This window comes from Lewinella sp. W8, from assembly GCF_004375085.3.
Classification (GTDB): domain Bacteria; phylum Bacteroidota; class Bacteroidia; order Chitinophagales; family Saprospiraceae; genus Neolewinella.
In genome coordinates this window covers 89,291-112,597 of sequence record NZ_SNAQ03000013.1, presented here as the reverse complement: position 1 = coordinate 112,597, position 23,307 = coordinate 89,291, and the positions used below count along the sequence as shown (strand labels likewise).

Genomic DNA, 23,307 nt, shown 5'->3' with positions numbered 1-23,307 from the left:
TAGCCGTTTATTGAAGGCCGATTCATCACGAAAGAACTGATTTCTTACTTACGCCCGGGGCAGCGTGATGGTGAAGGTCGTCCCCTTCCCTACCTCGGAAGCCGTCACGGCAATCTTCCCGCGGTGGTACTGCTCGACGATGCGCTTGACGAGGCTCAGCCCCAGTCCCCAACCCCGCTTCTTGGTGGTGAATCCCGGGTTGAACACCTTGCGGACGTTCTTGGCGGCAATCCCCTTTCCGGTATCGGAGATATCAATGTAGACTTTATCCTCCAGTTCCCGGACACTTCCGCTGATGGTACCCTTTCCGTCCATGGCGTCCAGCGCGTTGCGCAGGAGGTTCTCGATCACCCAATCAAACAGCAGGGGGTTGATGGCGGCCCGGATGTCGCCATCGGTGGGTCCGGGAAAATCGAAGGAGACCTTGCGGGGAGCCCGTTTTTCCATGTACTCCCGGCATTTGTCCAGTTCGGCAAAAACGTTGACGGGCTCCAGTTCCGGAGCCGCCCCGATCTTACTGAAACGGTTGGCGACCATGGACAATCGCTCCACGTCCTTGCCCATTTCGTCGGAGACTTCCAGGATGTCGGGTTGGTCTTCGTACATCAGCTTAATGTGCTCCAGCCAGCCCATGATGGCACTGATCGGTGTCCCCAGCTGGTGGGCGGTTTCCTTGGCCATCCCCACCCACACGCGGTTTTGTTCGGCCTTGCGGGCCTGGTTGATGCCCAGGTAGCCCAGGAAGATGAAGGTGCCGATGAGGAGCAACTGAATCAAAGGAAAGAACTGCAACTGGGTAAGTAACTGACTCTGCCCGAAATACATGAGCTGGGAGCCCAGTACTACCGGCGGCCGACCACTCGCAATCATTTTTTGCAGCTGCCCCATGATGTAGGCCGTATCCCGGTCCCTCCCGCCAAAATTGATCGCATCCACGTATTCGCCCTGGAGGGTCGTCAGGATTCTCGGCACGGTTTCCATCCGCTCCAGGATCTCCAGCTGGATCGTCATGCTTTTCTGGAGGTCTTCCTCCGTGGCCACGTTACTGATGTCCTCCATCGCCTGCTCGAACAGACGAACGTAGTTCTCTTCGGTCTGGGACAGTTTTCCGGCCAGTTGATTCGTGTACCACACCGAGGCCACCACGATACTGAGACCAATAATGGCCATGTAAATGGGCCAACGAGAAGATGTATTGAGCAAGTTCATACGTGAGGGACGTCTGTCCGAACGTCGCAAAGTTAACGTTTGCGGAATACTGTGCATTGCGCTTCGCGCGGATTGACGGATGGAATGACGGAAGGATTGAATGACCAAGGGGTGGAAGGCTTCAGTGCATCCACCGTTCCGGTAGTACGCCGGCCGAGTATAGGGCGACGGCGCGCAGGTGCAGTGGACTCAGGATTGAGGATTAAGGCCCAAGGCTTTAGGACATCCTGAAACCGAAACCTCCGTGCTTAATTCTAACAACCTTGCACCTGCGCTTCGCCGCCGTAGTAGAGGATTGAGGATTTAGGCTTAAGGATTTAGGAGAAGAATACACGGCAATACTGGGCATGCGGCCTAATTCCTTAATCCTGAATCCTTAATCCTGAATCCTAAAAGTCAGACCCTCGCCTTGGCCTGATTGAGGCCCATGCTTTGCAGGGCCCGCCGGCTGGCTAGCTGTTCGGCACTCTTCTTGTTGAAGTCCTCCCCGACGGCCAGGCGGCGCCCGTTGACGGTTACCGCTACGCGGAAGCGATCCCGCTTATCCTGCTTGAAGCGCTTGAGGATTTCGTAGTCCACTTTCTGCCCGTTCTTCTGGCAGTGCTCCAGGAGTTGGCTCTTGTAGTTGTCGTCAAAGTTTTCCAGCCCCTCCACGTCCACGTAGTTCCGCAACATGCGGTCCACGATGAATTTGGTGGTCTTCTTGTAGCCCTGCTCCACGTATACGGCCCCCACCAGTGCCTCCACGGCATTTCCCAGCATCGATTTAGCGATGCGAGTATTGTTGTAGGTGGACAAAATCTCGTCGAGCCCCATATTGAAACCAATCTCGTTGAGGCTCTTCCGCTTGACGATCTTGGACCGCATTTTGGTCAGGAACCCCTCGTCGCCGGTAGGGTACTTCTTGTACAGGTACTCCGCCACGATCGTACCCAAAACGGCATCCCCCAGGTATTCAAGGCGCTCATTGTTCTGGTTGCCGTAGGGGGATTTGTTATTGCCGTCGTTGTTGCTCTTGTGGTGAAAGGCCAACTTGAAGATGCGCAGGTACGCGGGGGTAAACCCCAGCAGACGCCGCAGTCGCCGGACCAGGTCCTTCTCCGGAGAAAAATAGTAGTTGTAAAATCTTCTGATTGCCTTGATCACCAGTGAACGTTACTAGCTCTTAAAAGCCTTAAAGATAGTGGCAGAATTGTGTCCACCAAAACCAAAGGTGTTACTCAGTGCTACGTTAACTTCCCGTTCCTGCATTTTGTTGAAGGTCAGATTCAGCTTGGGATCGATCTCCGGATCATCGTTAAAGTGATTGATCGTCGGTGGTACGAAGTTGTGCTGAATGGCCAGAATACAGGCCACGGATTCAATGGCGGCAGCGGCCCCGAGAAGGTGGCCGGTCATGGACTTGGTGGAGCTGATGTTCAAATCGTAAACGGCGTCCCCGAAGGCCAGCTTGATGGCCTTGAGTTCGGCCGTGTCGCCCAGTGGCGTGGAGGTGCCGTGGGTATTGATGTAGTCCACATCTTCGGGTTGGAGGCCGGCGTCCTTCAGGGCATTGACCATGGCCATTTTGGCACCCGCTCCTTCGGGGTGAGGGGCGGAAATGTGGTGTGCATCCGAGCTGGCGGCGTAGCCAGCAATTTCACAAAGGATGGTGGCCCCACGCGCCTGGGCGTGTTCCAGACTTTCCAGAACCAGTGCACCGGCCCCTTCTCCCAGCACGAATCCTTCCCGTTCTGCATCGTAAGGCCTGGAAGCCGTAGCGGGATCGTCGTTTCGGGTGCTGAGGGCCTTCATGTTGTTGAAGCCCCCGATGGCCACCTGGGTGATCACGCCTTCGGAACCCCCGGTGACCATGAAGTCTGCCCGACCGAGGCGGATATCGTCGGCGGCAGCCGCCAGGGCATGTCCGCCCGAAGCGCAGGCACTCACGGTAGCGTAGCTGGGGCCCCGCAGATTAAAGTGCATGCTGATGTGCCCGGCGCCCATGTTGGCGATCATCCGGGGAATCATGAAGGGATTGTACCGGGGTGTTCCGTCACCGGAAACAAAATCCGTAATTTCTTTTTCCAGGGTGGAAAGACCACCGATACCGCTGGCCCAGATGGTGCCCGCCCGGTCGGGATCAAGCTCAAAGACCTTGTTGCCTTCGGCATCGTGGATGCCGGCCATCCGCATGGCCTCTTCGGCGGCGTAGAGGGCCATCGTGCAGTACCGGTCCAGCCGGCGATGGACTTTGCGGTCCAGGAGGGTATTGGGGTCCCAATCCTTCAATTCGCAGGCGAACTGCGTTTTAAATTTTTCCGCATCAAACTGAGTAATGGGGCCAGCACCGCTTTGGCCAGCCTTCAGTCCGGCTAGGTATTCGGGAACGCTGTTTCCGATGGCGGTAAGAGCACCGATTCCGGTAACGACAACTCGTTTCATGGGTAATTTGGCTTTTGGATGAACTTCAAACTGGTTGGCAAAAAATACGCAACCGAAACATCAAAAAAAAACCGCCGCCCGTGGCCTGTTGGGCAGGCACGTCGGGCGGCGGAGAGAAAGGGAACGGGAACAATTATTCTTCCACGCTGCTTTCGAGGTAAGTTACAGCCTGGCCGACGGTCTGGATATTCTCCGCCTGCTCGTCCGGGATGCTAATGTCGAATTCCTTTTCGAACTCCATGATGAGTTCGACGGTGTCGAGACTGTCGGCACCCAGGTCATTCTGGAAGCTGGCTTCCGCGGTGACCTCTGCTTCGTCGACGCCGAGTTTGTCGACAATGATCTGTTTCACTTTTTCTTCAATGCTAGCCATAGTATAGTTGGCGTTTAATGAACAATTTCGGCCGCAAAGAAAGCTAGAAAGGTTTGCTTGCGCAAATTCTACCCCACAAGCTTTCACCCTGCCGCCATTCTCTAGGACAACACCCTTAAGTTCCTTTTTGTGGTCTGCAACTAAGGATTATTCTGCTCCGGAGCAGGCAAAATATTGAATATCAGCAATTTACCTTACCACCTGATTCCAGCAAAAAATGTCCAGTACGCCGAGGCAGACGGGGCATCCCGCCAGCGATCTCCCAGGGAGGGCTGAAAGTTAGCCCCCAAAAATATTGGATCCAGCGTCACCCTGCCGCCAACTTTGGCCAGCCACTGAACGTCCCGGGGGCCGTAATTTTCGTCAATCCCCGTCGTGCCGAAAGTAAAGGATGGCTGAAGCATTAGCGTAGTAATGACGTTAAAGCTCGTTTCCGCTTCGCGCAGGCGAAGAGCCATACCGACCGGTACCCCCAAGCGGAAGTATTCCGGTTGGTCATCCCCGTCCGCCAGAGGGGCAAACCTGATGCGTTCCAGCCCTAGCCCCACGGCAGGTACAATTTTACCGCCTCCCACCAGAGTTTCCGTAAAAAGCGCCGTAGTCCTGCCTTCCCGGTAGACTTCGGAAGCCGATTGTTGGGGAACTATGTCCGAAAGCGTAGTACTGCTTTGCCCGGAAACATACCACTCCAACTGTGCATACAACCCTTCCCCGGAGAAAATTGCGCACACAGTAAAAAGCAAGAAAAATTTAATTGGTCGGCTCATGGTCACACATTACAAAAGTTAAAATACCTTGGATTTCTTACCTCGCTAAGTATCTTTGATAGTAATATACATTTTTGGCCGATAAAAATCGGCGTTATAATCTCTATATGAAGGCGCTGCTTACCTGCCTTGCGCTGTGTGTTGCCGCGAGTATTTTGTCAGCACAGTCAAGCCCAAAAACTAAACAAAGAGCTACGCTGGGGGAGGAATTGAATCAATTTTCCCCGGTAGACGGGTTTGTTATGCCTTGTGATCCCGCTACCAGCTCGCTCAACATCGTTTTTGCGGAAGGGGAAAATAACCAGAACGGCGATAACGATCCCGCCAACGGCGCCTTTATGCGTTGGCAAACGACCGGCTCCAGCACTGGACTGTACTACTTTGAGATCGTTTTTGGCACTTCGGTATTTCCCGTCAACGTCCCCGGGTCAGCAAACACCATCTTCATTCCCGGTAACCCCGGCGACCCGGTAGATGTTTCGATTGACATCGGTATGAGCCTGAATACCATGGGTTGCCTGCCGTCCGGCAACTGGATCCTAAGAACCTGGGAAGCCATCGATCTTGACCTGGACGGTTTCCCCGACCGGGACAATGACGGAAACGTCATCGGCTGTTTCGTGGAAGAGCCCTACACCTTTTTTCCCAGCTGTCCGGACCCCAGTATTACGCAATTTACCGTCGACCCAAGAGACATTGGCTGCAACAACGCCACCGGTTCCATCAGCCTGTTTGACTTTACTACCGATCAACTCTACTGTGTGGACACCGACGGTAACGGTGCCACCTTTACCTGGACGGGACCAAACGGCTTCACCAGCAGCAACCGTGACATCTCGGGTCTGGAACCCGGAGTGTACCGGGTGATCGTCGAAGATTTTTACGGGTGTACCTCCATCTGGTTCCGGGAAATTCGGATTCTGGACAACGTGGCCGTCGATTGTCGGGCCGTGCCCCCAACCACCTTCGGAGGAAGCGACGGCCAGGCCATTCTGGACATTACCGCCGGAACGGGAAACTACACCATTGAGTGGACCGGCACCAGTTCGGGAATGACCACCGGAGTAGACGGCGAAAACGTCATCCCCAACCTGACGGAAGGGACCTACAACTTCACCATCACGGATAACATCAGCGAGTGCGTTGATATGTGTACGGTGGTGATTACTCCCCCACCCTGCCTGCTCAACATCACCTGTTCGATCAACGACGACGAGGACGTCGTGATCACCATCAATGGTGGCTCGGCCAACTACTTTATAAGCTACGGTGGACCAAGCGTGATGGACAACGTCGGCCCCTTCGGCGACGAGGGCATCACCTTCCCGGGAGAAGATTTTGACCCGGGGCAGTACGTCTTCACCGTCTACGAAGAAGACCGGCCGGACTGCCGCGCCTTTTGCATCATTGACATTCCCGGCCCCGACTGTACGGACCTGGTGTACGCCATCCTCGACCAGGAAGACATCAGTTGTGCCGAAGCCGACGACGGCCGGATCAGGATTACCGTCTCGGGTGATTTCAACCCCGTACCCACCTGGAGTGGCCCCAACATTACGGGCACCAACGACACCCTGCTGGAAAACCTGGAACCGGGCATTTACAGCCTGCAGATTATTGATGATCGCTCCTGTTTTGCCGATACTACCATCACCCTGACCGAACCACCCACCCTGGAATTTGACTGCGGTGGAGTGGACGAAACCTTTTCCTTTCTCGACGACGGGAAAATCGGCCTGACGATGGACGGGGGAACGCCTCCTTATCAGTTATCCTACACGGCGGTTGATCCTACGGGCAGTCCGCTGCCCGGCGCATCCGGTCTTGCGGTCATGACCGGTGATACCCTGCGGAACCTGATGGCCGGCACCTATAATCTGGTGCTGACCGACCAGAACAACTGCATGGCTACCTGTACCGCCATTATCGGAGAGTTTGTTTGTGACCTGGCCGTTAATCCAGTCATCAACTTCATTTCCTGTACGGATGAAGTTGACGGCTCCATCGACCTGAACGTGACCGGAGCCGACGATGGCCTGATCATCGACTGGAACTTTGACCAGTACGACGGTCAACAGTTCGTGAGCGGTCTCGGTCCCGGAAGTTATTCCATTACGGTTACCGATGATACCGGTTGCCCCCTGCCCCCCATCGAAGTAGAACTGGTCAATCCTGATCCCCTGCTGTTGGATCTGACCAATCCCGTACTGGTTCGCTGTAACGGAGACAGTTCCGCCCAGATCAGTGCCCAGGTCTCGGGGGGAGTTGGTTTGATCAATTACGACTGGTCCGTCGGCACCTTTCCCAATGCTGCCGTGGTCAACAACCTTCCGGCGGGGACCTACTGGCTCAACGTTACCGACGAAAATGGTTGTTTTGCCACCGACACCATCGTGGTGGCCGAAGCTCCCCTACTCGACATCAGTTGTTCGGCCGAATCCGAAACCGTTGCGGGTGCCCGTGACGGCAGCATCCGGGTGGTCATCTCCGGGACGGCCAGCAACGTGGTCCTGACCGGCGACCTGGGTATCGTGCCGCTCAGTCCCGGTGCCGATACCACCTTCACCGACCTTCCCCCGGGGAATTACGACCTGGTGGTCACCAATTCCAACGGCTGCTCGGTAGTGTGTTCCTCCATCATCAACCAGGGGGGATGCCAGACGGACGTCAGCGTGGACGTCACCCAGCCCGACTGCGACAATGCGCTGGGCACGGCCACGGCGGTCCCCTCCATGGCCGTCGGTCGGGTTCGTTACAACTGGTCCCATGGCCCGACCACCCAAACGGTGACCAACCTCGACCCGGGGGCCTATTCGGTCATCATCACCGATGACCTGGCCTGCCGCGCCACGGCCAACTTCATCATCAACGCCTTTACGGACTTCCCCCGGCTACGGCTGCTCGACTTCACTCCCGCCTGCGATGACGGGTGCGCGGAACTTGAGGTGGACGTATCCGGAACCTCACCGTTCCTGATTCGCTTTACCCGGCAACGTAACGGTGGAGCGATCGTAATGGATAGCGTACAGATTATCGACGACGGAGCCATTCAATTTTGCCCCGCAGATTTTGGTTATCCGGACCTCGGTGGTGTCCTCATCAACCTTCTGGACATCACGGATGGAAATGGTTGTAGCCGGCCATTAAACGTCCCCCTGGACGTCCCCCAGCGCCCCGTTGCCCGGGGCAACCTGGACACCACCATCTGTCCGGGTGGGCAGCTACGGTTTTTTGGCGAAATCTTTAACGCCAGCCGACGGACGGGCGAGGTGGTGCTGCCTAACGGAGCGAGCAACGGGTGTGACAGCATCATTGCCGTCAACCTGGACTTCTTTGCACCTGCGCGCGGCGCCCTGGACACCACCTTATGCCTCAACGGAGAATTACGATTTGGGGGACAGCTCTTCAACCTTGGCCGCCCCACCGGCACGGTACGCCTGACGGGAGCCTCCGCCAACGGCTGCGACAGCATCGTTGACGTCAGCCTAGACTTTTTCCCCGAAGCTACGGGCACCCTGGACACCGCCATTTGTGAAGGCGGTCGGCTGGTGTACTTCGGGCAGGTCTTCAGCGAGGGCAGGAGAACGGGTACGGTACGTATTCCGAGTATTGCCGCCAACGGCTGTGACAGTATCGTCGACGTCAGGCTGAGCTTCCTGGAGCCGCCCATGGGGCAGCTCGACACCACTGTATGTACCGGGCCACCCTTCCGTTATTTCGGGCAGACCTTCGGCCCCGATCGCACCAACGGAATCGTACGCCTGCCCAACGGTGCGGCCAACGGCTGTGACAGCCTCGTGGAGGTCAATGTAACCGTCATCCCCCCGCCAATCGGCCAACTGGATACGGCCATTTGCGAAGGAGACTCTTTCCGCAAGGGAGGAGTGCTGTTCGATGAGCCCATCATTAATCGCGTAACCCTGACGGGGGAGCTGGGCGTTTCCGGCTGCGACAGTCTCGTCTCGGTCACGGTCAGGTTCCTCCCCACCGGCACGGTGATCCTTTCGGGAGACGGGATAATTTGTCCTGACGGAGAAGTCAACATTGACCTCACCTACACCGGGACCGAAATTGCCACCATTGAGTTATCCACGGACCCGGGAGTGCCGATCAACCTGAATCCCGGAGATACGACCATCCAGCGGCTGCTCCCTCCGGGCACGCGGGTCAGCATCCTCAACGCCCTCGACGGCGGCAGTTGCCCCATGACCAGCTCGGGGGAGTTGACGGTGACCACGACCGACCTCGCCGTAGACATCATGATTCTGAGCGGCGACGAAAATCTGGCCATCAGTTGTAATGACGGAGAAGACGGGGCCATCATTGCCGTAGCCTCCGGGGGCAGTACGCCCTACGCCTACCTCTGGGAGAACGGGGCTACCACCGCCCCCCGGGGGAACCTTCCGGCGGGTACCTACTCCGTGCTGGTGACCAGCGACCAGGGATGTGAGGTCCGGGATACCGTGCAGTTATTTGATCCGGAGCCCATCCGCCCCACGATTACCGAAATACCGCCGGACTGCCTCCACCCCGCCCCGCGGGTGGTCATTGATTCCCTGAACGGAGGGGTGGGTCCCTTTCTCGTCCGCCTGGCGGGAGCCCCCGGATTCCGTCCGGTGGCGACCTTACCGGATACCCTTACACTACCGGAAGGCCGCAGTACCGTGGAGTTCCAGGACGCCAACGGTTGCATGACGTTCCGGGATTTTGATTTCCTGCCGTTACCGCCTTCCATCCTGGAGCTGACCCCACGAAATGCCGTCATCGATATTGCCGACAGCGTCGAAATCCGCACCTTTACCAATTTGAATGCGGTGGGTTATTTCCTGTCTCCCGGACCGGCCGAACTGCTGACCCAAAATTCCTTTATTGTTGCTCCGGACGTCAGCACCACCTACACCGTCACGGCCGTGGATGCTGCCGGGTGTACGGCCACGGATTCGGTACGGATCATCGTTGACCGGGAGGTGTCCTTTTACGCGCCCACGGCCTTCTCCCCGAACAATGACGGCGTGAACGATTTGTTCCGTCTTTACGGGCGGGAGACCATCGAAGGCTTCAGCGATCTGTACATCTACGATCGGTGGGGCAACCAGGTTTTCGTTTTTGAGGGCCCCGTGGGCCCGGGGGAAGACGGCTGGGGCTGGAACGGGGAGTCCGAAGACGGGGAGCCCTACAATCCGGCGGTGTTCGTCTATACCATCCTGGTAAACTACGTCGACGGCCGCTCCGAAAGGTATTCCGGAGAGTTCGCGCTGGTCCGGTAAGTCCGCTAAATTGTCGTTACCTTAACGGATGCTCACGCCCCGGCCAGCACCTATTTTTTGCATCATGGCAACGGAGTGCAGGTGCAAAGTTTTTCCCATGCCGCCGGGTGTCAATCACCGTCTGGCCGCAAAGAAGTATTAAAATTGGCCCGGGAGCCGCTAACAAAATCAAAAAAGGATACCGTCGGTAACCGAATCAGTGCATATTTGTCGTTACTCTGGCAACCTGAACAACCCAAAAACCGGAATCATGACAAAGCAATTGTTCATCGGATTACTTCTGTTCTGCTGTGGCAGCCTCCTGTACGGTGCGGCCATGCCCCTGGAGGTCGTCTTCAGTGAAGACCACGAGCGCTACATCAGCCGCTTCAAGGATATCGCCATCAGGGAGATGGAGCGCACCGGAGTACCCGCCAGCATCAAGTTGGCGCAGGGGATTTTGGAAAGTGACGCCGGCCGCAGTGTACTGGCCCGTTCGGCCAACAATCATTTCGGAATCAAGTGCGGTTCGAACTGGAAGGGCGGTGAATACTACCGCCGTGACGATGACTACGATGAAAACGGCCGCCTGATCAAGAGTTGTTTCCGGGAATACCGCAACGCGGACGCCAGCTTTGTGGCCCATTCCGAGTTTCTGCGGGACCCCGCCAAGGCCTTCCGGTATGGCTTTTTGTTCCGGTTGAACCCCACCGACTACCGCGCCTGGGCCAAGGGTCTCCGGCAGGCCGGTTACGCCACCAACCCTCGCTACCCCGAACTACTGATCTCCCTCATCGAGCGGTACAACCTCCAGCAGTACGATGCGCCCGGGGCCGTGGATCCGGTGGAAGTAGAAGAACCCGTAACGGAACTGCTGACGGGAATCCTGCGGGAGAATGACGTAAGTTACTTCATCAGCGAAGCCCCCCTGAGCGTAGAGGAGGTTGCCCAGAAGGTTGACCTGAGCATCCGCCGTATCCTTGACTACAACGAAGCGCTGAATCAGGAATCTCAGGAGGTCCCCTCCGGAGAGCGGGTTTACCTGCAGAAAAAGCGGAAAAATTACCGTGGCCGTGAACGGTACTATGCCGTTCAGGAAGGAGAAGATCTTTACGACGTGGCCCAGCGCTTTGGCCTACGCCTGGACAAGCTGGCCTCCCGTAACAAGCTCACGGAAGAGGCCGATCCGGCCACCGGGGAAAAGATCAAGCTGCGGGGCGGCAAGGTAAAGGATGCTCCGCGACTGGAAAGTGCGCCCGACCCCAATGCTCCGAATCCCAACAATCCCGAAATTCCCACCACGGACGATGGGTTGATCGACCTCGACGAGCCTGACGTAGATACTCCGCCCCAGGACGGCCCCGGCGTGGTTCGCCCCCGGCCACTGCCCCCCACGCGGCCGATTCCTACCACTCCGACGCCGCCCAACAACGAACCCACTCCGCCCCCCGTGGTGAACCCGGGGCCCGACTTCGGTGAGCCCGGCACGAATCCGCAGCCAACGCCGCCCGTAGTCACTCCGGGTCCCGATTTCGGTGATCCTCCCACGACGCCCACCCCGACGCCACCGGTGGTTACTCCGCGCCCGGACGTGGGCAACCCCACGCCAACGCCCCAGCCCGATGCGGCTACCCTCCATACCGTGCAGGCCGGGGAGACCCTGTTTGCCATCAGTCGTAAGTACCAGTTGACGGTGGATCAGCTGAAGTCCATGAATAACCTCACCTCCAATCTCATCAGTGTGGGGCAGCGATTGCGGGTGAAGTAGGTAAAAGGACCGTAGGGGTTTTGTACCTTAGCGACCCGGGCGCCGCGTGGCGGCGCCCGGGTCTTCCCCTTTCGTTATCCTCATTCACTTATGCATAGAATCCTACTGCTTTTACTGTTTGTCCTTCCCCTATCCCTATCGGCACAAAACCTGCAGCAGGAAGGCGAATACGGCATTGACTGGGGTGGGTACCTCTTTGGATTTAAGGGAGGCGCCAGCCTGGGCAACCAGGACTGGACGGGACTGGAAACCGAACTCCTGCTGGGTTACCACGGTGCCCTGTTCGTGGAATCCGTTCCGGCTCAGGGGAAGTTCAGCTTCTACGGACAGCTGGGCTACCACATCCGCGGCAGCCGCATCAGCCGGCGCCGGGGATTCACCTTCGGGGGAGCCGGCGTGACCCTGCCCGCCGATGATTTCCGCTTTCAGAACATTTCCCTCGGGATCGGGGCCAAGCAGGTTTTTGGCTACTCCCGAATCGCCGACTTTTACTACCTCCTCGGCGTACGCTTGGATTATAACGTGGACACCAACCTGGACGAATACGATCAGCTGGAGGGCTCTTTCGGTCTGAACTTCCGGGCCAATTACCCCTTTGAAAGTTACAGCTTCATCAACCGCTTCACCTACGGCGTCAGCGCGGGAGCCGGCGCCAATATTCCCATCAATGATGCCATGGGTGGCTTTGTGGAAATCTCCGCTCACCCGGACCTGAATTTCCAGTATAACCAGCCCCCCATCCAGAACGTCATCGACCCCTTCGGCGCCGGGAACCGGACCATCGGCGAACGGGCCATTCGGAATTTCACCATCGAAATATCGGTCGGGCTCCGCTTCCTCCGGAAATGGACCTACATTGATTAGGCGGACGGCCCGGCAACTGCTGGAGGGCATCAGTACGCTCTTCTTTCCCCGCCTGTGTCTGTCTTGCGAGCGGCCCCTGGCCGCACAGCAGGAACTTCAGTTGTGCGTCCCCTGCTTCGAATCCCTGGCCTTTACGGACTATTGGACCCTGCCCGAGAACCCGGTAACGGACCGCCTGGCGGGCCGCTTGCCCCTCCAGCGGGGAGTAGCCCTTCTTTACTTTAACCGGGACACCGTCTGCCAATCACTGATCCACGCACTGAAGTACAACAACCGGCCGGAGATCGGCCGGCAGCTCGGCAAATTACTGGGCCAGAAATTACGGGAGGCTCCCGGCTTTGAAGACCTTAGCGGTATTGTCCCCGTACCCATCCACGCCAAAAGACGACACCAACGGGGCTACAACCAGGCGGAAATCATTGCTGCGGGCGTCGCCGAAGCCCTCTCGCTGCCCGTTTACCCCGACGCCCTCCTCCGGCGACAGTTCGCCGGCTCCCAAACCAAGCGGGACCGGATGGCCCGCCTCGACAACGTACGAACGTCCTTCCAGGCCGGCCGCGGAGACTTCTCTAACCAGCACCTGCTCCTGATCGATGACGTCCTGACGACGGGGGCCACGCTGGATTTTTGCGGCAACGCCCTTTTGGAACACCATCCGTCTCTCCGGATCAGCGTTGGAACTTTAGCCATCACGGAAAATTGAAAAATTTGGTTTGCCTTTCATACCTTTGCGCATGGAAACGAACCAAAGCTACCCCTCCAAGTTTGCTGAACAAGGGCTCACCTTCGATGATGTCCTGTTATTACCCGCCTACAGCGAAGTATTGCCCCGCGAAGTTGACCTGTCTTCACAGCTCACCCGGGGACTAAGACTCAACGCCCCGATTGTTTCCGCCGCCATGGATACCGTCACGGACGGACGCCTGGCCATTGCCATTGCGCGCCAGGGAGGCATCGGTATTGTCCACAAGAATATGACCATCGAGGAGCAGGCCGAACAGGTCCGCATGGTGAAGCGCTCGGAGTCCGGCATGATCGTCGACCCGGTGACGCTGCCCATTGATGCGACGGTAGGAGACGCTCAGTCCCTGATGAAAAGACACCGGATTGGGGGTATTCCGATCGTGGACGACCGTTTTCACCTCATCGGTATCCTGACCAACCGCGACCTCCGCTTTGAAAAGGAACTCAGTCGGCCGGTCGCCTCCATCATGACGCGGGAAAACCTCGTTACGGCCCCCGTGGGCACCAATCTTGATCAGGCTAAGGAAATTCTGCAAGCCCACAAGATTGAGAAACTTCCCGTAGTGGAGGAAAACGGCAAGCTGGCCGGATTGATTACCTACAAGGACATCATGAAGGTCAAGAACTACCCCAATGCCTGTAAAGACAGCTATGGGCGACTGGTAGTCGGTGGTGCCATCGGGGTTACCAATGACATGCTTGAACGGGTCCAGGCTCTGGTGAACGTTAACGTGGACGCCATCACGGTGGATACGGCCCACGGCCACAGCCGCGGCGTACTCGACGCCGTGCGCCGGGTGAAGGACACTTTCCCCGACCTTCAGGTGATTGGAGGAAACGTCGCTACCGGTGCCGCCGCCAAGGCCCTGGTTGACGCGGGCGTCGACGGCGTAAAGGTCGGCGTTGGTCCCGGCTCCATTTGTACTACCCGGATCGTCGCCGGCGTTGGTGTCCCCCAACTGAGTGCCATCCACAACGCCGCCGAAGCCCTCAAGGGAACGGGAGTACCGATCATTGGCGACGGCGGGATTCGCTATTCGGGGGATATCGTCAAGGCCCTCGCGGCGGGTGCCTCCACCATCATGGCCGGCAGCCTCTTTGCCGGCGTGGACGAAAGTCCCGGAGAAACCATCCTGTACGACGGCCGGAAGTTTAAGGTCTACCGGGGCATGGGGTCGCTGGGCGCCATGAACAAGGGCAGCAAGGACCGTTACTTCCAGGACGTGGAAGACGACGTCAAGAAACTCGTCCCCGAAGGCATCGAAGGACGAATCCCCTACAAGGGTAGCCTCGCCGAAGTGGTCACCCAGTACCTCGGCGGCCTCCGGGCCGGTATGGGATACTGCGGAGCCAGTACCATTGAAGACCTCCAGAAAGCCCAGTTCGTACGGATCACCAATGCGGGGATGCAGGAAAGCCACCCGCACAACATCACGATCACGAAGGAGGCGCCGAATTACTCGCGCCGGTAACGGTTGTTGGGTTTAGCATCTCTGATTGGCAGACGCTTCGGTCGGTGGGTCGCGGGCCCTGGCCCGTTCTGCGAACGGTCCGCAGCCCCCCGCTCCGCAGTCAGGAACGGCCTTTCGGGCCGAAGGGCTGGCGGTGGGATTACCCCCACATGGCTCCTTACCCAAGGCCGCGGCACCTGCACTTGTTGCCCTAAGGATGCCGTTTCACTTCTCGCTATCGCCAAATTTATTTGGTCGCCTCCCCCCGCCGGTCCAGGACCGCCCGGGTAAGTTCGCCGGCCAGCTTCTCCAGGTCGATGTCCAGTATTTCCCGGTTGACCCGCAAGACCAGTTCCCGTTGGTCTTTGGGCAGGGAGGCGTAGCCGTGCAGGGCCCCCAACTGAGCGCCGGTCACGGCCGCCACGGTGTCGTTATCCCGTCCGTAATTGGTCACGAATTCCAGTGCCCTCGAAAAATCCAGGTCACAGAAGATCATCGCCGTAAGGTGGATGAGATGGATTTCCCCGGCATGGAAGGGCGCATCTTGCTTGGCCCTATCCAGCCATTTGTAAGCCTCCAAAGTTTGTGCGTAGGTGAGGCTGTCGTAGGGATAGGCGTCCGGTATCCGGAAGGTCATCTCTTTTAGGTCCTCGTGCGTTAAGCGACGAGCCGTACGCGCGATCGTCCGGGCCTGGCGAAACTGCTGGTAAGCCACCCGGCCGAGGAGGCGGGAACGGAAAAATCCCGCCGGATCGACTTCCTGAATTACTTTCCGCAGGCTGTCCACGTCTGCCTCCGGTGCGAAGCAGGCGGCCGTCATGGCGGCCGTCAGCGCGGTGATGTCGCGGGCGTAGCCGAGGTCGAAAATGGCCAGGTCGTACGCCGCCCGGTAGGCCGCCTCCGGGCGGCCCGGATACACGGCCCCCACTACGGGAGCGTAAAGCATACCGGCACAGGCCATCTCTCCGCCGTAAAAGCGGGAAATGGCGTCGCGGTAAGCGTCAATGTCCTTACTGGCATAGGCCCGACTGACCCTCGCCCATTCCTGCAACCAGGTGAGCCGAAGCATGCCGTCTTCAAAGGGTTCCGGTTCCAGTCCGTCGGTGGCCCGCAGGGCGTCCACCCGGCGGGCGTACTGATCGTTGAGGTACTCCGCGAATCGTGACGCCGCGGGCTCCAGGGGCCGAATCCGGCTACGTGCTTCGTGCTCCCGCAGGAAGTAGCGGGTCATGAGGGCCTTCCATCGGGTATCGTCCGTACCCGCACCGGGAGGCAGGTTGAAGTCCCAGGGACCCTCCGGACTCGGAATCCGCAGCACCAGATCAAGACTGTCTACGTGACCGTATTCTTCGCTGATCGCCTGCCGGTCCCACATTTCCGTCGGCGCTCCCATGGCATCACCGATGGCCGATCCCACCAGGCTGCCCAGGATCTTGTCGTACAACACACTATCGACCAGGCGAAAGTCCTGGTAGTCGGCTTCGGAATAGGCGGAAGACACGGAGGCGGAATTTTGTGAAGGACGCCGGGCTTCTTCCTCTCCTGACTCACAGCCTCCCAGGAGGACCATCAGGGGGAAAAAGAAGTGCTGAAACGACAAACGACGCATACGGGGAAAGTTACTAGCCCAAGGTAGTGAACGCTGGATGATTCCCCTCACTCCCCTCCCCCCAGACCGTTAAAACCGGAAGCCCGCCATCACGCTGAGTCCGCGGGTCTCCAACCAGCGGCCATCGGGGCGTTGGGGCCACCAGTCGCCCAGGCTCCGCGAAAGGTCAATTCCAACCCCCAGCGACAGTGGGAAATCCCGGGGAGCGAGAAAGAAGCCCGCCTGGGTATGCAAGGCCCAGTAATCGAATTTCTGGGAGGCAGATTGCCCCCGCAACAAGCGATTCCCGGCCAGAATCTGGCCAGTACTGAGTTGTACCCGCGTCAGGGTGCGGGATTGGGCAAGCCGTAATTCATTGAAACTCAATCCCGCCCCCAAACGGAGGGAGAACAAGCGCCCGAGAGGTTGCTCGTAGTGAACCAGCAGAGGCACCGAACGCACGTCAAGTTCCTGATCCGTGCGTACTTCCACCCGGAGGATATCTTGTTCACTTATATGAGTATTAGAAGAGCGCTTGATTTCAATTTCCAGGGTCGACTCCGAAAAGCCGTCCTTGGCCTCCAGTTCGTAGGTACTCGTTCGGAGTCCATCGGGAGAATTTTCTTCCCGGCTCTGGTCAAAGTTGAGTTGCCGGCGGGTAAAATACTGGTTGCTCTGGGGTTGTTCCCGGTATGCGGCGGAAAGCCCAAACCGTCCTTTTTGCCAGCCAAGCGCCAGAAAGCTACCGTTTCCGGTCTCAAATCTTTCTCCCCGGTCTACGGGCGAAAGTTCGACTCCCGGAGGCGTTTTTACCTCCGTTCTCATCCGGATGATTCCCGCACTGAGTTGTACCGTGCCGGGGACGGTCGTAGAAACGGGGGTGAACTTCCCGGGAGTGACGGGTCGGGAGGGCACGGACGGTTGGGAAACCGCCAGCTTCTCAATTCCGTACATGGGTAGTGGCGAAATCCCGTCAACCTTAAGGAAAGCGCGGGTGGGAGTCGCTACGGGCGGGACCGGTTTGGCTGCAAGTGGCACCTCCGGCAACTTTTCGGGGCCACGGAGGGCAGGTGCCAGGTTCCTCCCGGTGGCCAGGTAATGATCAGGATTGCTGGGGAGCTTCCGGTCGGGCCACTGGCCCGCCCCTTCGGCCGCTAGTCTTTCGGGGGCGGGATAACTCGCGGACGGCACCAGGTCTGCCTCACCTCTGTGGGTGGTGGCGTTGGGAAACTTTTCCTCAGAAGTGGACTGGGGCGTTGCTACCGTTGCTTCCCGGAGGCGATCCTGCTCTCCCTCCATAATCACCTCCTCCGCCTTTTCCGTTTCCTCCGGCAGGGCGTAAGCAAGCGAAGCCTCCGTCGGTGGCGGAGCAACCAGACCGGGTTGTTCATCAGTCCGCTGGGCCAGTTCTCCCTTCCGGGGCCACAGGATCAGGGTTAGTCCCAGGATTCCTCCAAACAGGAGCAACCACCATACCGGCAGGATCCGCTTCTTTCGGGGAGGAGGCAAATCCGCCTCGATTTTTCCCCACAGGTCATCTCCCGGCAAGGGACCGGCTCCCCGCTGTTCCCAATCTTTCAGGCGATTGGGCCAATTACCGTTCTGTCTCCAGTTTGCGCTCACTTTCTGAGAGATTGTAGATGAGGAAATTGTTGAAGTATGGCCGAGCGAAGTCGGCGTTTTGCCTTTGATAATTGGGATTTACTGGCGCCTTCCGTGATGCCCAACTGGACGGCTATCTCCTTATGGGTGAGGTTCTCCAGGTAATAAAGGCTGAATACGGTGCGGTAGCCCTGGGGCAACTCCCGCACGAAATTGAAAATTTGGCGCCCGGAAAGCGACGTCATTTCTTCCCCGATGTCAACGTCCGGTAATTCCTCCCCGGCGGGCAGGTGCTCCTCCCCGAGCAGCCGGGGACGTTTTCTCAGCTTTTGCAGCACTACGTTAAGTACTACCCGTCGGACCCATCCCCCCAGGGCTCCGGTCCCGCGGAACTGATCGATGTCCTGCAGTACCTTAAGAATACCGTCGTGCAGAAAATCCTCCGCTTCCTGGGCGTCGGCGGCGTAGCGTAGACACATGCGATAGAGGGGTACGCGAAAGCGTTCGTAAAGCGCCCGTTGCGCCTTTCGGTCCTGATTACGGCAGCCCGCAACCAGCCAGCTTTCATCGTACTCTGGCTGCGTCATCCCCCTTAAGGTACAAGAATGGTCGGAGGGTTGCCCGGGAGATAGATAATTTTGGCCCCTAAACGCAAAAAAGGCCCGTCGACAATTCGACGGACCTCTTACATACACTCACCTTATCTTAAAATTCTCACATATCGGGGACTGGACACAGTCGGATGGTAAATACAGACCGTTTTTTGTCGTCCCTCTAGCACCGAAACCATCGAAGGCCGGAGTGGTTCGCTCATTTCCGGATGATTTTTAAATAAATCGGAAAGCTTGCCAAAAACTGACACGCTCCCGGTGGTTTCTGCCTGGTCCGCAATTGTTAAAAAGTGGGCGGCCAAAAAGCATGTCGGGCGTCAGCTTTTTGTAGTGCAGGTGGTGGTGTATTTTTGTGCTCCCAAAAAAAATCAAATGGCTACTCGTTTTTTTCTATTCGGCCTTTTCCTGGTCCTCTTCAGCTTTGGCTGCGGGGAAGAGGACCCTTGTGATCAGGCACTCCCCTCCATCGAAACCTACATTGAAGACAACCAGCTTACCGTTGAGGAAGCAACGCAGGGGCTGAAGTACATTATTCTGGAGCCCGGTAGTGCCGGCCGCCCGGTAGATGACGCCAGGGTCACCGTTAACTATGAGGGACGCCTGACCAACGACATAATCTTCGAGAGTACGAACGGTAACCCGGTAGAATTCACCCTCAACCGACTCATCCAGGGCTGGCAGATCGGTATTCCCCTGGTGGGAGAAGGTGGCCGGGTGATGCTCTTTATCCCCTCCGAAATTGCCTACGGCAATAACCGGGTGGGTACCATTTGCCCGAATTCTGACCTTATCTTCGAGATTGAACTCGTTTCCTTCATCAACTAGGACGCTCATTCGCCAGCTAACGCATCACGAGATCAAGCAATCCCGGCGGGAATTTCCCATCCGCCTGCTGTGCCCGGATTGGCAGGACCCGCGAAACGTGGGGGCCGCGTTTCGCCTGAGTGATGCCGCCGGTATCCGTCAGCTCATTCTGGCCGGCGATACGCCGGCACCCCCGAATAGCCGGATTAACAAGACGGCACGTTCTACGGTCCGGAGCGTTCCCTACCGCCATTACCCCGACGCCGTGGCAGCCCTGCGCGAACTGCGGGGCGCGGGTCATTACCTACTAGCACTGGAAATCACGGACCAAAGCCAATCGATTTTTGAGTACTCCCTACCCGCTGCGGTTCGCGAAGATCAGCGGGACCTGGTGCTCGTCACCGGGGCCGAAAGCCAGGGGGTAGCCCCGGACTTACTGGCCCTGTGTCACGACAGCATTCACCTGCCCATGTTCGGCCAGAATACTTCCATGAACGTCAGCGTAGCCACCGGCATTGCGGTATACGAGCTGCTGCGGCAGTTGGCTTAATCTCCTTTTCGTTACTGGGGCCGGTGCAGGTACAGCAGCGCCTGCACCTCTTCATCGTCGCGGAGGGCCGGATACCATTCCAGCAGGAGGTCATGATCTTTGTAGTAGGTAGACAGCGCTTCGTTGAGAAACTCGAGGGCCAACCGGCGCTTATTGCACAGGAGGTGAATGGCCACGGCACCGAACATGAGGCTGGCGTCGTTGTAACGTTCCAGGGCTTCCCGCAACAGGTCCATGGCGTCCAGCTCCCGCCCCTGATCAATAAGGAAGAGTGCGTAGGAAACGATGGCATCGCTGAAGCGATCATCGAGTTCCAGGGCCTTCAAAAAGGCCGGCTCGGCTTCTTCGGGTTCATTGATGGCGGCATTACACAGCGCCAGGCCCAACCAGCAGTCGGCGGTATGTCCGTGCTGTTCCACGGCCCGCCCATAATTGTAGGCGGCCATCCCCCACTTTTCTTCGACCACAAAGCATTCCGCCAGGTGCTGGTAGATGTCGTACATCGACGGTTCCAGTTCGATGGCCCGGAAAAAGGCTTGTCGCGCCTCCTTAAGTTGGCCCAGTACCTGATAGGATCTACCCACCCGCATGTAGGTTTCATAGCTGTCTTCGGCCTCTTCGGAGGCGAAGTAGGCCCGATAGACCTTCAGGGCCTCTTCGTAGCGATCCAGGTCGAAAAGCTTGTCGGCGTATTCCAGATCGTAGTTGGCGTTCTGCACGTTGAGAGACCGGGCGTTGGCGAAGGCGTCCAGGGCATCCATTTCCCGTTGTCCGTCATCGCACCAGAGCCCGAGGTAGTACCAAAGTAAATCGTTGAAGGGGTCCTCTTCCAGGAGTTCTTCCAGCAGGGCCCCGAGGTGACTACGCTTGGTGCCAAATTCGGAAGCGTTCAGCATTTCGTCCAAGGCCGGTTCCTGGTAGGGGTCCAGTCGTACCGACTCTCCGAAGGCTTCCCAGCTTTCGGAAATATCCCCCTCCTGAAGCAGGAGGAGGCCATCGAAGAAGGCCAACAAGCTGAGCTTGTCCTCCGCCTCCACAATCTGGTTGAGGTGATTGAGGACGTCCCGCGCGCCTTCACGATCTTCAAAATGTGTAAGCACCTCCAGGCGAAGCATCAGGGACTCTTCGTCGTTGGGAGCGTAAATACTCAACTTCTCCAGCGCGCCCAGGGCATCCTCCTGTTCAAGATTAATCTTATGGATGAGGGCCTTCCATTTGTAGAACTCGGGGGTGAAGGCATGCTGACTGATGGCTACGTCTGCGACCTCAAGGGTCCGGTCGTAATCATGCTCATTGAAGTAGTGGATCAGTAGCTCTTCAAATTCTTCTTCGGAAAGGAACAGGTCAAACTTGTTCGCGATTCCTTCTTCGTAGCGGGCCACCAGGGCCTCCAGCAAACGATCTCGCTGGTCGTTTCTTTTCTTACTCATAGAGAGGTGTCGCGGTCCCGGCGTAGCGTTTTAAGGCCATTGGCTGGGACTCGTGCTAAAAATACGCTACAAGTCCGAAAAAGTTGCCCTGGGAAGCCAACAATAATTTGGCCCCAAAAGACAAATTCTCCAATCCCCAGAAAGGAAAAAATATTCCACCAGGACATTCTCATGACCCCGGCTCATACGGGCTTGTGCCGGCACCCGCGCGCGACGCCCAGAATCATAGCAATACCGTCCGAATAAAGGTCAGAGATCCGCGCTTTGGGAACCATAAAAGTAGCAGTGAGACGTACTGCCCCCTAAAGACGACGAGCTCGAACCTTCCGTTTCGCCGATGCATTAATTTCGCTGTCGGGCCCGTTTGGCGCGCTCCCAAAGTCGCTTGCGAAAGAGTTTTTCGGCTTCTTCGAGTTGAATCAACTTGGCGGCGGGCAGGATTTCCAGGTAGGCCGCTTCCGCGTCCAGGTTCAGTTCCAGCAGCTTTCGTCGATTTTCCCTGACCTCCAGCAGTTGTCGCTGGGCCTCTTCCTCCGATAAATCGGGCGGTGGATCGGCCGCTCTCCGTCCGCCTCTACGACCGGGACGCTGCTCAAAAATGGCCTTCTTCAGTTGGTGCATTTGCTCTTCGTATTTCCAGAAAACGGGAAAGAAGGCCTGCGCTTCCTGCTCCGTGAGTTCCAAATACTCCGAGATGAAGGCCTGCCGGGCTTGCTTGATCCGCTCAAAGCGGTCTCCTTCCCCCCTTGGTGGTGGTGGAGGCGGACCGGGTTGCGCGCTAGCCACAAACCCGAAGCACAAAAGGCTCAAAAACATGAGATGCTTTAGCATGGGACTATTCATTTAGGGGAGCGGACTCCAGCAGCTCCGTTTCAAAATCGTATAACTGTTCAGAAATGTAGGCGTCGATGTCCTCCTCACTGATGTCGGCGAGCAGCAATTCGCTTTCCGTCATCTCGTTGGCCAAAAGACTTCCTTCCTCCGTAGCCGGCCCTCCGGCAAACCAGAGGCCAAGGACGAGCAGCAGTCCGGCGGCCACGGCTGCCGACCAGCGCCACAGGCTGGTTCGCACCGCCCGTTGCTTACCGGCAGCCATGCTCCGCTCGGCAAGCTCGGCGAAGTATTCCGGACCGGGAGTTCGATACCCGTCGCCGCGAGACTTCAGGGAGGCCAGCAGGTCCGGTAATTGGTCTTTATCGTTGTTGGACATAAGCCTTTAATATTTCTTCAATTTTTTTGGCGGCCAGGTGGTAGCTGGCCTTTAGGGCACCCTCCGAGGTATCGGTGATTTCACTGATCTCCCGGTAGGGCAAGTCATCAAAATACCGGAGAGAAAACACCATACGCTGTTTTTCCGGTAAGGTTTTCATGGCCAGGATCAGTTGCGCCTGCGCTTCATCCCCGTCGAAGTAAGGGTCGGCGCGCAACGCACTTTCGGCCAGCCGTTGGGGCTCTTCGTTCGTAAAGCTCTTTTCCCGTCGTTTCTTCGACCGCAGCCAGTTGAGGGCTTCGTTGGTCGCCACCCGGTAGAGCCAGGTACTTAATTTGGCGTCTCCGCGAAAACCATCAATGCTGCGAAAGACCTTTACGAAGGTATTCTGCAGGACGTCGTCAACGTCCGCCGGAGACGACAGCATGCGCAGCAGGTGGCGATGGAGCAGGGGGCCATATTCATTGACCAGGGTCCGAAAGGCCCCTTCCCGGCTCCGGGCGTCGCTCAAACCAGCCACCAACTGTTTTTCGTCCAGGGCAATCTGCAAAATGGTTGATTTATGGTGGGTAATAAGGATTATGATAGGTTTCCAGAAAACGGGTGGACTAAACTACCCCAAATCATACGAACAATCATTTGACACCTCTTTTGCCGGATGGTTTA

At 57.5% G+C, this 23,307-nt stretch carries 19 protein-coding genes; 7 read left to right on the top strand and 12 right to left on the bottom strand.

Going from position 1 to position 23,307, the window contains the following annotated elements; all coding sequences use genetic code 11:
* Positions 1-48: 48 nt before the first annotated feature.
* The 5 genes from E1J53_RS15090 to E1J53_RS15070 all read right to left on the bottom strand — a co-directional run bounded on the left by E1J53_RS15090 (position 49) and on the right by E1J53_RS15070 (position 4,773).
* Entirely contained in the window at positions 49-1,170 is a 1,122-nt protein-coding gene (locus E1J53_RS15090; protein WP_253931836.1) for a HAMP domain-containing sensor histidine kinase, read from the bottom strand.
* A gap of 435 nt (positions 1,171-1,605) precedes the next feature.
* Positions 1,606-2,355, bottom strand: coding sequence for a ribonuclease III (gene rnc / locus E1J53_RS15085; protein WP_368671760.1), 750 nt, complete (start codon positions 2,353-2,355; stop codon positions 1,606-1,608).
* Between the two features lie 12 nt (positions 2,356-2,367).
* Positions 2,368-3,633, bottom strand: coding sequence for a beta-ketoacyl-ACP synthase II (gene fabF, locus E1J53_RS15080; protein ID WP_134273582.1), 1,266 nt, complete (start codon positions 3,631-3,633; stop codon positions 2,368-2,370).
* Between the two features lie 133 nt (positions 3,634-3,766).
* Positions 3,767-4,006, bottom strand: a complete 240-nt coding sequence (locus E1J53_RS15075) for an acyl carrier protein (RefSeq protein WP_134273581.1) — start codon at positions 4,004-4,006, stop codon at positions 3,767-3,769.
* A 194-nt stretch (positions 4,007-4,200) separates the two neighbouring features.
* Positions 4,201-4,773, bottom strand: a complete 573-nt coding sequence (locus E1J53_RS15070) for a hypothetical protein (protein WP_134273580.1) — start codon at positions 4,771-4,773, stop codon at positions 4,201-4,203.
* Positions 4,774-5,015: 242 nt separating this feature from the next.
* Here E1J53_RS15070 and E1J53_RS15065 point away from each other — a divergent pair, with 242 nt between their 5' ends.
* The 5 genes from E1J53_RS15065 (at position 5,016) to guaB (ending at position 14,867) form a co-directional block, all read left to right on the top strand.
* Entirely contained in the window at positions 5,016-10,040 is a 5,025-nt protein-coding gene (locus tag E1J53_RS15065; RefSeq protein WP_173021507.1) for a gliding motility-associated C-terminal domain-containing protein, read from the top strand.
* A gap of 250 nt (positions 10,041-10,290) precedes the next feature.
* On the top strand, positions 10,291-11,787 hold the full coding sequence (locus tag E1J53_RS15060) for a glucosaminidase domain-containing protein (protein WP_134273578.1): 1,497 nt from the start codon (positions 10,291-10,293) through the stop codon (positions 11,785-11,787).
* 90 nt (positions 11,788-11,877) lie between these two features.
* On the top strand, positions 11,878-12,651 hold the full coding sequence (locus E1J53_RS15055; RefSeq protein ID WP_134273577.1) for a hypothetical protein: 774 nt from the start codon (positions 11,878-11,880) through the stop codon (positions 12,649-12,651).
* Complete coding sequence (locus E1J53_RS15050; RefSeq protein ID WP_134273576.1) at positions 12,644-13,354, top strand: ComF family protein; 711 nt, start codon at positions 12,644-12,646, stop codon at positions 13,352-13,354. The genes E1J53_RS15055 and E1J53_RS15050 overlap by 8 nt, the downstream gene beginning before the upstream one ends.
* Positions 13,355-13,385: 31 nt before the next feature.
* Positions 13,386-14,867: an IMP dehydrogenase gene (gene guaB / locus E1J53_RS15045; protein WP_134273575.1), complete on the top strand. Its 1,482-nt coding sequence runs from the start codon at positions 13,386-13,388 to the stop codon at positions 14,865-14,867.
* Positions 14,868-15,093: 226 nt separating this feature from the next.
* Here the strand turns inward: guaB and E1J53_RS15040 are convergent, their stop codons facing one another.
* The 3 genes from E1J53_RS15040 to E1J53_RS15030 form a co-directional block, all read right to left on the bottom strand.
* Positions 15,094-16,455 (bottom strand): ADP-ribosylglycohydrolase family protein, encoded by a 1,362-nt coding sequence (locus E1J53_RS15040; protein ID WP_134273574.1) that lies wholly within the window; start codon positions 16,453-16,455, stop codon positions 15,094-15,096.
* A 69-nt stretch (positions 16,456-16,524) separates the two neighbouring features.
* Positions 16,525-18,057: a hypothetical protein gene (locus E1J53_RS15035; RefSeq protein ID WP_134273573.1), complete on the bottom strand. Its 1,533-nt coding sequence runs from the start codon at positions 18,055-18,057 to the stop codon at positions 16,525-16,527.
* Complete coding sequence (locus tag E1J53_RS15030) at positions 18,054-18,623, bottom strand: RNA polymerase sigma factor (protein WP_134273572.1); 570 nt, start codon at positions 18,621-18,623, stop codon at positions 18,054-18,056. The genes E1J53_RS15035 and E1J53_RS15030 overlap by 4 nt, the downstream gene beginning before the upstream one ends.
* Positions 18,624-19,019: 396 nt before the next feature.
* Here E1J53_RS15030 and E1J53_RS15025 point away from each other — a divergent pair, with 396 nt between their 5' ends.
* Positions 19,020-19,472: an FKBP-type peptidyl-prolyl cis-trans isomerase gene (locus E1J53_RS15025; RefSeq protein ID WP_134273571.1), complete on the top strand. Its 453-nt coding sequence runs from the start codon at positions 19,020-19,022 to the stop codon at positions 19,470-19,472.
* On the top strand, positions 19,447-20,001 hold the full coding sequence (locus E1J53_RS15020) for a TrmH family RNA methyltransferase (protein WP_173021506.1): 555 nt from the start codon (positions 19,447-19,449) through the stop codon (positions 19,999-20,001). The genes E1J53_RS15025 and E1J53_RS15020 overlap by 26 nt, the downstream gene beginning before the upstream one ends.
* 11 nt (positions 20,002-20,012) lie before the next feature.
* On the opposite strand, the gene E1J53_RS15015 is transcribed toward E1J53_RS15020, so the two are convergent.
* The 4 genes from E1J53_RS15015 to E1J53_RS15000 all read right to left on the bottom strand — a co-directional run bounded on the left by E1J53_RS15015 (position 20,013) and on the right by E1J53_RS15000 (position 23,191).
* Positions 20,013-21,431, bottom strand: a complete 1,419-nt coding sequence (locus E1J53_RS15015) for a lipopolysaccharide assembly protein LapB (RefSeq protein ID WP_134273569.1) — start codon at positions 21,429-21,431, stop codon at positions 20,013-20,015.
* 342 nt (positions 21,432-21,773) lie between these two features.
* Positions 21,774-22,262 (bottom strand): hypothetical protein, encoded by a 489-nt coding sequence (locus tag E1J53_RS15010; protein ID WP_134273568.1) that lies wholly within the window; start codon positions 22,260-22,262, stop codon positions 21,774-21,776.
* 4 nt (positions 22,263-22,266) lie between these two features.
* Entirely contained in the window at positions 22,267-22,641 is a 375-nt protein-coding gene (locus tag E1J53_RS15005; RefSeq protein ID WP_134273567.1) for a hypothetical protein, read from the bottom strand.
* Positions 22,625-23,191, bottom strand: coding sequence for an RNA polymerase sigma factor (locus E1J53_RS15000; RefSeq protein WP_216650058.1), 567 nt, complete (start codon positions 23,189-23,191; stop codon positions 22,625-22,627). The genes E1J53_RS15005 and E1J53_RS15000 overlap by 17 nt, the downstream gene beginning before the upstream one ends.
* Positions 23,192-23,307: the final 116 nt, after the last annotated feature.

Bases quoted from the DNA above. Each gene is read 5' to 3' on its own strand.
- E1J53_RS15090 (WP_253931836.1), bottom strand. From the start codon at position 1,170: ATGGCCATTATTGGTCTCAGTATCGTGGTGGCCTCGGTGTGGTACACG.
- fabF (WP_134273582.1), bottom strand. From the start codon at position 3,633: ATGAAACGAGTTGTCGTTACCGGAATCGGTGCTCTTACCGCCATCGGA.
- E1J53_RS15075 (WP_134273581.1), bottom strand. From the start codon at position 4,006: ATGGCTAGCATTGAAGAAAAAGTGAAACAGATCATTGTCGACAAACTC.
- E1J53_RS15070 (WP_134273580.1), bottom strand. From the start codon at position 4,773: ATGAGCCGACCAATTAAATTTTTCTTGCTTTTTACTGTGTGCGCAATT.
- E1J53_RS15065 (WP_173021507.1), top strand. From the start codon at position 5,016: ATGCCTTGTGATCCCGCTACCAGCTCGCTCAACATCGTTTTTGCGGAA.
- E1J53_RS15060 (WP_134273578.1), top strand. From the start codon at position 10,291: ATGACAAAGCAATTGTTCATCGGATTACTTCTGTTCTGCTGTGGCAGC.
- E1J53_RS15055 (WP_134273577.1), top strand. From the start codon at position 11,878: ATGCATAGAATCCTACTGCTTTTACTGTTTGTCCTTCCCCTATCCCTA.
- guaB (WP_134273575.1), top strand. From the start codon at position 13,386: ATGGAAACGAACCAAAGCTACCCCTCCAAGTTTGCTGAACAAGGGCTC.
- E1J53_RS15040 (WP_134273574.1), bottom strand. From the start codon at position 16,455: ATGCGTCGTTTGTCGTTTCAGCACTTCTTTTTCCCCCTGATGGTCCTC.
- E1J53_RS15030 (WP_134273572.1), bottom strand. From the start codon at position 18,623: ATGACGCAGCCAGAGTACGATGAAAGCTGGCTGGTTGCGGGCTGCCGT.
- E1J53_RS15025 (WP_134273571.1), top strand. From the start codon at position 19,020: ATGGCTACTCGTTTTTTTCTATTCGGCCTTTTCCTGGTCCTCTTCAGC.
- E1J53_RS15015 (WP_134273569.1), bottom strand. From the start codon at position 21,431: ATGAGTAAGAAAAGAAACGACCAGCGAGATCGTTTGCTGGAGGCCCTG.
- E1J53_RS15010 (WP_134273568.1), bottom strand. From the start codon at position 22,262: ATGCTAAAGCATCTCATGTTTTTGAGCCTTTTGTGCTTCGGGTTTGTG.
- E1J53_RS15005 (WP_134273567.1), bottom strand. From the start codon at position 22,641: ATGTCCAACAACGATAAAGACCAATTACCGGACCTGCTGGCCTCCCTG.